General features: G+C 40.7%; 5 protein-coding genes and 1 pseudogene. 4 read left to right on the top strand and 2 right to left on the bottom strand.

Features of this window, described 5'->3' with window-relative positions; genetic code table 11:
- The first annotated feature begins 258 nt into the window (after positions 1-258).
- From ABYD77_RS16910 to ABYD77_RS16895, 4 genes are all read left to right on the top strand, one after another.
- Positions 259-2,406: an alkaline phosphatase family protein gene (locus ABYD77_RS16910; protein WP_372771272.1), complete on the top strand. Its 2,148-nt coding sequence runs from the start codon at positions 259-261 to the stop codon at positions 2,404-2,406.
- Positions 2,407-2,612: 206 nt separating this feature from the next.
- Entirely contained in the window at positions 2,613-2,819 is a 207-nt protein-coding gene (locus ABYD77_RS16905; RefSeq protein ID WP_372771271.1) for an XRE family transcriptional regulator, read from the top strand.
- A gap of 271 nt (positions 2,820-3,090) precedes the next feature.
- A complete protein-coding gene (locus tag ABYD77_RS16900) occupies positions 3,091-3,492 on the top strand; it encodes a serine hydrolase (RefSeq protein ID WP_372771270.1) in 402 nt (133 codons plus the stop codon).
- 69 nt (positions 3,493-3,561) lie between these two features.
- The gene (locus ABYD77_RS16895; RefSeq protein WP_372771269.1) at positions 3,562-3,843 is read left to right on the top strand and encodes a hypothetical protein; all 282 of its coding nucleotides are present in this window, start codon (positions 3,562-3,564) and stop codon (positions 3,841-3,843) included.
- A gap of 100 nt (positions 3,844-3,943) precedes the next feature.
- On the opposite strand, the gene ABYD77_RS16890 is transcribed toward ABYD77_RS16895, so the two are convergent.
- Positions 3,944-5,026 (bottom strand): hypothetical protein, encoded by a 1,083-nt coding sequence (locus ABYD77_RS16890; protein ID WP_372771268.1) that lies wholly within the window; start codon positions 5,024-5,026, stop codon positions 3,944-3,946.
- 371 nt (positions 5,027-5,397) lie between these two features.
- A pseudogene (locus ABYD77_RS16885) lies at positions 5,398-6,514 on the bottom strand (transposase).
- Positions 6,515-6,599: the final 85 nt, after the last annotated feature.

Raw genomic sequence — 6,599 nt, 5'->3', positions numbered from 1 at the left:
TGTGGTGTGACGTTAGGGATTGATCCTCGTTTATCCTTTCGAAGAATGCACCCGTCAGATCAATGGTCATGGGGTCACCCATTTGGTTTTTGGCCATGCATTGACTTTAGCAACACAACGACATGATGACATTTTGATTTATTTTTAACCAAAACGTTATGCCGTTGTCACAGACAAATCACTGAACAGTCACATGTTAGCTTTATGATTTAACTGGTCTAGACCAAATAAAATACTAATAAGCTAACAGGAAAATCAATGAAAACAAACACACAATCGGTTTGCCAAACACTCAAACAGATACTAAAAACATCACTCTGTTTAACAACTTTGGGGCTGGCAACCCCAACGCTTGCCAGTACTCATTCATTACTGATTGCAGTAGACGGCTTACGCGGTGATGGTATTGAAAATGCGCACACGCCCAATCTTGATAAGGTAATTAATGGCACATGGGCAAACGGTTACAAAACAGCGTTTGCACATTATGCCCAAACCATGACAGATGCTGCACCAAACAGTGGTCCAAACCATGTTGGCATTATGACGGGAGTTACAGCGACAAAAAGTGGCGTAACCAATAACAGTAATGTTGGCGGTGGTAATTATGTCACTTACCCGCATTATTTAACGCTGCTAGAGCAATCAAACCCGTCACTCAACACCGCCTATCTCGTTACTTGGGGAACGGATATGCAAATCACTAACTCTGCCGATATCAAAATTGATGCAGATGACACAACCAATACACAAAATGCGGTCGACATTATAAGTGGTAGTTTCAGCGCATCGAATTGGCCACAAGGGAGTGATGTAGATGCCCTCTTTTTATTTTTAGATGATGTAGACGGTGCAGGCCATGCCTGTTGTTTTACCGCATCTGATGATGGTTATGTAAATGAAATTAAAGACGTTGATAGCCAAATTGGCCATGTGCTATCAGCCATTAAAAACCGACCTAACTTTGCCAATGAAGATTGGCAAATCGTATTAACGTCGGATCATGGTGGCAGAGGTTCATCGCATGGTATTCATGCAGCAGATAACTACACTATCCCATTTTTAGTAAGTTCTAAAACCGTGCAACAAGGTTATTTAGCGGGCATTCCTCACAATTACGATGCCGCACCCACAACCTTAGCCCACCATGGGTTAGCAGTACCAACAAACATGGATGGCATTGTGCAGGGGCAAAATATTCGCCCTAAAAATGACAAAGGAATGCAACAAGATCTCACTACCTATTTGCCATTTGATGGCAACTATCAAGACGCATCGGGTAATCAACTGCATGCTCAGGTAGCAGGTGGCACACCGAGCCTTCAGGCTGGCGGTAAGTTTGGTCAATATATGAAACTCAATGACGACCAAGAATACGTGACATTAGGTAAACCGAGCGAATTGGACTTTGGTAAAGACACAAATTTTACCTTAATGACTTGGTTTAGAGTAAGTGGCGATCAATCAGGTGATCCTGTAATTGTTGGCAATAAAAATTGGGCGAGTGGTGCAAACCGCGGTACTTTGTTATTGGCAAACGAAGGCAATGGCGATGATTTTGGCATTAATATCGCGTCATCCAGTGCGGATAGAAAAGACATCGATCCGATTGACTATTCCTTTAACGGTTGGTGGCTATTGGTTGCCACATTTGACCGAAAAGGTTTGGCCACCATGTATGCTGGTAGTCCAACAGGCGAACTTCATATTATCGCAGGTGATATCAGTAATGTCGGCGATATCAACTCGGAACTGAATTGGAATATTGGCCAAGACGGCACAGGCAGTTACACCTATAACCTAAAAGCGGATCTTGACGATTTTGCGGTGTGGCGCCGTGCACTCACATTAGACGAAGTACGCACTATTTATAATAAAGGGCAAGGCGCTGAGCTTAATTCGCTGCTTAATAATGTGCAAAACCGCTATTTAACCAAACACTCACATTTAGACATTGGTCAAAGCTACCCTGTAGTAATTACCACCACAGTAAACGGTGAAACCTGTGGGCTGGAATGGGACAATAATCGCTTTTTTAATGAGCGCAACGCAAAATGGGATTGCAGCGGCAATGCAGATCCGATGGCCTTGACGGTTACCGACGTAACAAGCGATGAAAGCAAATTAATAGTAAGTGGTTACCTTGTAGCACAAGGCGGAAAAGGGGCATTGGAATGGGATTCGTCTAAATCGTCGAATGAGCGCAATGCGAAATTTGATGAAAATTCATCGGGCGATTTGATCACCTTGTGGCTGGTTGAAGACGCTAATCTCACTCACATTGTTACCCAAGCAAGTGGACAAACTTGTGGTTTAGAATGGGATGCCAGAAAGCTATCAAATGAACGTAATGCTAAATGGGATTGCACACCCAATATGGATAACTTTCGTATAGAGCGACTTTAACTTGCACCTATGGGCTTTTGTCTTTGCCGTTTAAGGCAAGGCTAAAGCCCAATTATTCTCAGTTTACCTTAATTTATTCCAACTCTCCGGCTGTTAATCACTGTCAACTTATGACAATTGTCATAGTAAATTGATGACAATTGCTAGCTGTTATGGGGCGTGTTCTCTGCCACTATATTTACAACAACTAATCAAGGAGAGACACCATGAGTAACGTAATTAAACATTTTATTGAATACAGCTTAAGACATTTACCTCTATTAATTGGCCTTACGCTAATTAACCTAGTGACTGCACCTAATTACTTATGGGTACTGTGGGTAGCGCTATTTACTTTTATCGGCTTTTTTAATGAAGTGGATTTTACTGGCAATAAGCGTGCAAACAAACGCAAACACAAAGAAATTTGGTGATACAGAATCACCGTGTTTTATTGCAAACTAACACAACAATATGCCACCAATAAAAAATAACCACTTGCATTAATACGCTAAATGCGGGTGGTTTCTTAGTTATGCATTAACAGGCTATATCTCTAAAAGGTAGCTATGCCCGGGTGTTATTAAATACCCGAACACATTATTTCCATGTTTTCTTTTGTGCTTTTTAGCCAAGATTTCTCTTCTGATTTTGTCATCATGCGTTATACCACTACAAACCAAGCCGCTGGGTCAGCTGTGCACAATGCAAGACCTGACCCCATTGATTCTTTTTGGTATGCTCGATACCCTTACTGCAGATGAGCACTACACAGATGTAAACCAAGCGCTTACATTGTTTGATGAAAGCGAGTTATTGTTCGCCCCTAATGAAGAATTTGAGTACTCAAGCCTAGGTACTGTTCTACTCAGCGCCGTTATGCAAGGTGCAGCCAAGCGCTGTTACCCGTGCTATATGCAAGAAAATGTCTTCGATAAACTCGATATGACCAGTACCACTTTTGAAGCGCCAAATCGCGAGATACCAAACTTGGCTCAGTTTTACTGGCGTGATCATAATGCGCCAACATTATATAAACCATGGATGCATGTAGATTTAAGTCATCGCTTAGCAGGTGGCGCTTGGATATCTACCTCACAAGACTAAGTCACATTAGGCCAAGCTTTTATCAATAATGACTTTGTCAGTGAGCAAGTACGCAATGAATTTTGGACAGTGCAAAAGCTTAATAATGGTGAACAAAACTGGCAAGGTTATGGTATTGGCTGGCGTGTCCACGAATTAGATTTGGGTGAAGGCTTTGAAAAGCTTATTTATATGCACCACGGCGGAGTGAGTGCCGGTGCCCAAAGCTTTTTAATGGTAATACCTAAATACAATATGTCGGTTGCCATTAACGCTAATATTAAAACTAAAAAGTTTGGCGACTTTAATAAAGTTACTTACGAGCTAGCAAGAATATTTATTATTGCTTTAAAAGAGCAAGGCCATTTATAAAGGGACTTGCGGATTACTATTACGTGATGCCGTCAAATTAATAAATGAAAAAGGTTAGCTAAAGTATTGCTAACCTTTTTAATCTCACTTCACTTAGCTGCTAGTTATTGGCCGTATTATATAAAAGCCTGCCAAATAATAAGGCAAGATCAAACTGACTAAAATGTGAGTTATTAGTATTAAGTTCTTGCTCACCTTTATAAATATTGGTCGATGCAATGTTTTTTCCAACAGGTGAAAATGACACGTTGCGTATCCAAACTTGCCCGTTCCCCGAGAGTAAACCACCAAATGCAATATGCTTAGACTTTTCATCTGTGATATCCAATACCACAGTGTAAGTTTGCCAACCAGTGGTACCTTTCACCCCTCTATCTTTCATATTGTCGTATTGCAGGCTTTTGCGCTTGCCATCTACCCGCATCCAAATCCCTGCGTAACCTTCAGTGACATTTTCGGTTTTTATTTCAGCACTAAATTGAACTCGTTTACCAATAAATTGGCTTGGTTCAAAATATTCAAACCAAGTGGCAAACGGCTCATCGTTGTAGGTATCACTAATACATTTAATTGTCGCGACACCATTTTCTGACCAAGCTTTAAACTTTCCAACATCAGAAAAGCCCATCCTCCACTCGTCTAAATTTAGGGTGTAATCACTTTTATAAATATAATTTGCCGTGCTTTCTTCATCTGTTACTGAAAACGAAATATTGCGCGCCGACATAGACCCTTTCGCGCCTTGAATTAAACCGGCATATATATGCTCTGCACCATGGGTTACCGGCAGTATAACTTGAAAGAGTGTCCAGTCCTTAGTGCCAATAAGGCTGCGTTCGGTAGCATTATCAAACGCAATCACTTTTTCCGAATCATTCACCCTAAGCCAAATTGAAGAATATTCAGAATTTTGCGATTTGATTTCGGCGGAAAATTTCAGCTTTTTGCCAACAAATGGCGCAGCATCAAAGTCTATACCTGCGGCACCAAAACTTTTTAGCCCTGCCTCGCCTTGGTAAGCCAAATGCGCTTCTCCATTGGCGACATGAAAGGCGTAATCTTTGATATTTGCGCTTTTTACTTTACCTTCCATATGCCCCCAAGTAGTTATATCTTCAGGGTTAGAAGCAAAACAATTTAGTGAAAAAATAAGGCCCAAAGTAAGCCATATCACCGTTTTCATAAAATACTTTCTCTTATTACTTTCCATGTTTTATGACAATTATCATTTAAGCAGCCAATAGCCTGGAAAAGTTTCTAAACGCGAAACAGGGTAATAAAAAAAGCTCTTAAAATCTAGATGATTAGATTCTAAATAAACATCAAAATAGGGCATATTGGGTAACTCATTGGTTTAAGTAGATGATTTGTTATTAGCTTTTATCTACCTTAGAAACACTCCAACAAATGGCACTGCGATTTCATTGTCAAAAATTGAAGATTCGAAAGGTTTGATAATAAATACGGATTTTATGTAGAAATAGTAATAGCAGGCAATGCCCTACTAAACGTCACTGCCTGTAAGGGAGGTGCCACTCTTGAGTGGTAAGATAATTAAGCAAGTAATTTTATAGAATTGGCCACATTAGGTCGTCGCTTCTTTTCTAAGTGCTCGCAGTAATCAATTAAATGTTCTGGTTTGCCGACTGCACCATGAAACGCTTTGGTAAATTGAGTAGTGAGCTTTAGCCAATTTTCAGGGGTGATTGATAAACGGTTCAATAAATGTGGTGTGTCACTTGGGATTGCACCGCGTTTATCCTCTCGAAGAATACGCCCTGTTAGCTCAACAAGTTCTAAGTAACTTTTTAGTTCAAACGGCAATCCCTTTGGCATGTGCTTTCTTGGGTTGCCAATAAATTTCATAAGTGGTTTTGGTTGTTTACCTGTTAACGCTGATTTTATTCTTTGTTGAATGCTAGTGTATTCTGAACCCTCAGGTGTGTTTGCAATCTTTGCTCGTATTGGATTTAGGTCAACGTATGCCATACAGGCTGCAAGTGCAGCTTCATCCAGTAATGCTTGGGATTTAAAGCGGCCTTCCCACAGACTTTTAGGGAAAAAGTTTGAATGCCGCTAGGCAGCCCGAAGGGTGAGCGCCATGGATGGCAGCGAATAAAACCTACCAGTACAGTTATCTTCAAAATTAGCTTTACGCGCAATATCTTCATTGAGCACTCGCATAAACCAGCTAATATCCATTAGCCGATTGCGGAAAACTTGAGTCATTTCAGCAAGTGTAAATTGCTCAGATGGGTTTAGCTGCTCACCAGTTAAGTATTTTTGCGTAAGCAAATTACCCTTAAACAATTTATGCCAACGAATAATGATGGCTTTTTGCTTTAACCGCTTTGCTTTTTTCTCATCGACACACAATACAATGTGAGTGTACTTCAGGCATCCTGCCTTACGCCCTTCGGGCCAGCTTGCGCTGTTGTAAAACACTCCAGATGTTTTGCTGATTGCTCATTACGGCATAAGCACAAACATCAATACAAAACACCTTGGTCAACTCAAGTAATTTATCTTCAACCCAAGCCCTACGATGCTCAAACGACTGCCCAGTGACTTTATCTTCGCCACATAAAAAGGCACGCCTTACGCAACGCGAAATACAATGATAGAAAGGTGTATCAACCAGACTGATTTGTTGTTTTCTTGGAACCGCCATGACTTCTCATCCTTAAGAAGTGGTACTTTGTAGTGGTCAACTAATTTTGGCCACAGTTTTAGAATCTTTATTTCTTACTTCAGAC

Origin of the sequence: Pseudoalteromonas sp. (assembly GCF_041629635.1) — a bacterium.
Lineage (GTDB): Bacteria > Pseudomonadota > Gammaproteobacteria > Enterobacterales > Alteromonadaceae > Pseudoalteromonas.
This window is presented reverse-complemented; position numbering and strand designations above follow the sequence as displayed.